Origin of the sequence: Streptomyces sp. NPDC057654, from assembly GCF_042800135.1 — a bacterium.
Classification (GTDB): Bacteria; Actinomycetota; Actinomycetes; order Streptomycetales; family Streptomycetaceae; genus Streptomyces.
The window spans coordinates 1-2,741 of the sequence record NZ_JBHVHQ010001035.1 but is presented as its reverse complement, the minus strand read 5'-3'; the positions used below and the strand labels follow the sequence as shown (position 1 = coordinate 2,741).

At 72.2% G+C, this 2,741-nt stretch carries 2 protein-coding genes; one reads left to right on the top strand and one right to left on the bottom strand.

Annotated elements, in window-relative coordinates:
• The coding region (locus tag ACFU99_RS40015; protein WP_384402587.1) for a cystathionine beta-synthase at positions 1-1,384 on the bottom strand (1,384 nt) is incomplete at its 3' end.
• Between the two features lie 194 nt (positions 1,385-1,578).
• Between ACFU99_RS40015 and ACFU99_RS40010 the strand changes: the two genes are divergently transcribed.
• Positions 1,579-2,589: an SGNH/GDSL hydrolase family protein gene (locus tag ACFU99_RS40010; protein WP_384402584.1), complete on the top strand. Its 1,011-nt coding sequence runs from the start codon at positions 1,579-1,581 to the stop codon at positions 2,587-2,589.
• Positions 2,590-2,741 lie beyond the last annotated feature (152 nt).

Below are 2,741 nucleotides of genomic sequence, written 5' to 3'. Positions count from 1 at the left end.
ACTTGGCGGTCTTGGCCAGGAACGCGAGCAGGTCCTGCCGGCTCACGACGCCCTTCGGCTTCCCCTCGACCAGCACGATCGCGGCGTCCGCCGTGCCCAGCACGGCCATCAGGTCCGCGACCGGCTCGCCCGAGCCGACCTGCGGCAGCGGGCCGCACATGTGCTTCTCCAGCGGGTCGCCGAGCGAGGCGCGCTGCGCGAACAGCGCGTCCAGCAGCTCGCGTTCGACGACCGAGCCGATGACCTCGGCGGCCATCACGTCGGGGTGCCCGGCGCCCGGCTTGACGATCGGCATCTGCGAGACGCCGTACTCGCGCAGCACGTCGATGGCCTCGCCGACGGTCTCCTCGGGGTGCATGTGGACCAGCGAGGGCATCGCGCCCTCCTTGTCCCGCAGTACGTCGGCGACGCGGGCCGTCGGGCCGCCCTCCTCCAGGAAGCCGTAGTCGGCCATCCACTCGTCGTTGAAGATCTTCGAGAGGTAGCCGCGCCCGCTGTCCGGCAGCAGCACGACGACCACGTCGTCGGGGCCGAGCCGCTTCGCGACCTCCAGCGCGCCCACGACCGCCATTCCGCAGGAGCCGCCGACCAGCAGGCCCTCCTCCTTGGCGAGCCGGCGGGTCATCTGAAAGGCGTCCTTGTCGGAGACGGCGACGATCTCGTCGGCGACCGACTGGTCGTAGGCGGTCGGCCAGAAGTCCTCGCCGACGCCCTCGATCAGATACGGGCGGCCCGAGCCGCCGCTGTAGACGGAGCCCTCCGGGTCGGCGCCGATGACCTTGACCCGGCCGTCGCTGGCGTCCTTCAGATAGCGGCCCGTGCCGCTGATGGTGCCGCCGGTGCCCACGCCCGCGACGAAGTGCGTGATGCGCCCCTCGGTCTGCTCCCACAGCTCCGGGCCGGTGGAGTGGTAATGGGAAAGCGGGTTATTGGGGTTGCTGTACTGGTCGGGCTTCCAGGCATTGGGCGTCTCGCGCACCAGCCGGTCGGAAACGTTGTAGTACGAATCCGGGTGCTCGGGATCGACGGCGGTCGGGCAGACCACCACTTCGGCCCCGTATGCCCGCAGCACGTTGATCTTGTCGGTGGAAACCTTGTCCGGGCAGACGAAAATGCATTTGTAGCCCTTCTGCTGGGCCACGATCGCGAGCCCCACCCCGGTATTGCCGGAGGTCGGCTCGACAATGGTGCCGCCGGGGCGCAGCTCGCCCGATTCCTCGGCGGCCTCGATCATGCGCACGGCGATCCGGTCCTTCACCGAACCGCCCGGATTGAAGTATTCGACCTTGGCAAGGACTGTCGCCGTAATGCCCTCGGTCACGCTGTTGAGCTTGACGAGCGGGGTATTGCCGACGAGCTCGATCATCGAATGGTGAAACTGCACGGTGGTCTCCGCGGTCGGGGGCAGCCGTCGTCGCGTGCCCGTAGTACCAGCCTATTGCGCATCCGTTCACCGGAACGTCGCGTTGCGCGCACGGCCGCTCGGGGCAACAACCTGTTAGCAGGATGTGCGGCGCGGTCGCGCTCGGTAGCGGCGGCGCCCGGTACTCAGCGGTGGAGCGGGAGGAGGCCCGGCCTATGTCGATGTCGAGGGCGAGGGCCGCGCGGCGGATCGCGGCGGCGGCGGCGTACGGAGGCGGCGGGATCGGACTGCTCGGCGGGGCGGCGGTCGGACTGCTGCTCACCGAGGTCCGGCTGGCGAAGCGGGTCGTCGGCGGCCCGAACGATCCACCGCCAGGCGCCGACGGCCGGTACGGCGCCTCCTTCGTGCACCGGCTGCACCAGCCGCCGCTGCGGCTCGGCTTCCTCGGCGACTCCACGGCGGCGGGGCAGGGCGTGCACCGGCCGCGCCAGACGCCGGGCGCGCTGCTCGCGACGGGGCTCGCGGCGGTCGCCGAGCGGCCGGTGACGCTGCGCAATGTGGCGGTGCCGGGCGCGCAGTCCGACGACCTGGAGCGGCAGACGACGCGGCTCCTCGCGGACCCCGGCCCGGCCCCCGACGTCTGCGTGATCATGATCGGGGCCAATGACGTGACGCACCGGATGCCGCCCGCCCGGTCGGTGCGGCTGCTGTCGGAGGCGGTCCGCAGACTCCGGGAGGCGGGCTGTGAGGTGGTGGTCGGCACGTGCCCGGACCTGGGCACGATCGAGCCGGTGTATCAGCCGCTGCGCTGGGTGGCGCGGCGGCTGAGTCGTCAGCTGGCGGCGGCGCAGACCATCGGGGTCGTCGAGCAGGGCGGCCGTACGGTCTCGCTGGGCGATCTGCTGGGCCCCGAGTTCGCGGAGAATCCGCGGGAGCTGTTCGGACCGGACAACTACCACCCGTCGGCGGAGGGGTACGCGACGGCGGCGATGGCGGTGCTGCCGACGCTGTGCGCGGCGCTCGGGCTGTGGCCGGCGGAGGAGGAGCACCCCGACGAGGCGCGCCGCGAGGGCATCCTGCCGGTGGCGCGGGCGGCGGCGCAGGCCGCGGCGGAGGGCGGCACGGAGGTCACGGGGGCACGCGGCCGGTGGGCGCTGCTCAAGCACCGCAAGCGGCGGCGGCTGCCGTCGGACGCGGAGGCGACGGAGCGGACGGCGACGGGGTGAGCGGCGGGCCGCCAAGAGAGGCGGCAGCACTGAGCAAGCGCTTAGAAAAGAGTCCCGCATCACAGTGCGCGGGCAGTGACCCCGACGGTACGGACGGGTAACTTCCCCCAGAGGCCCGCCCGTCACCCGGCCGCCGCCGCGCCGCACGAGGC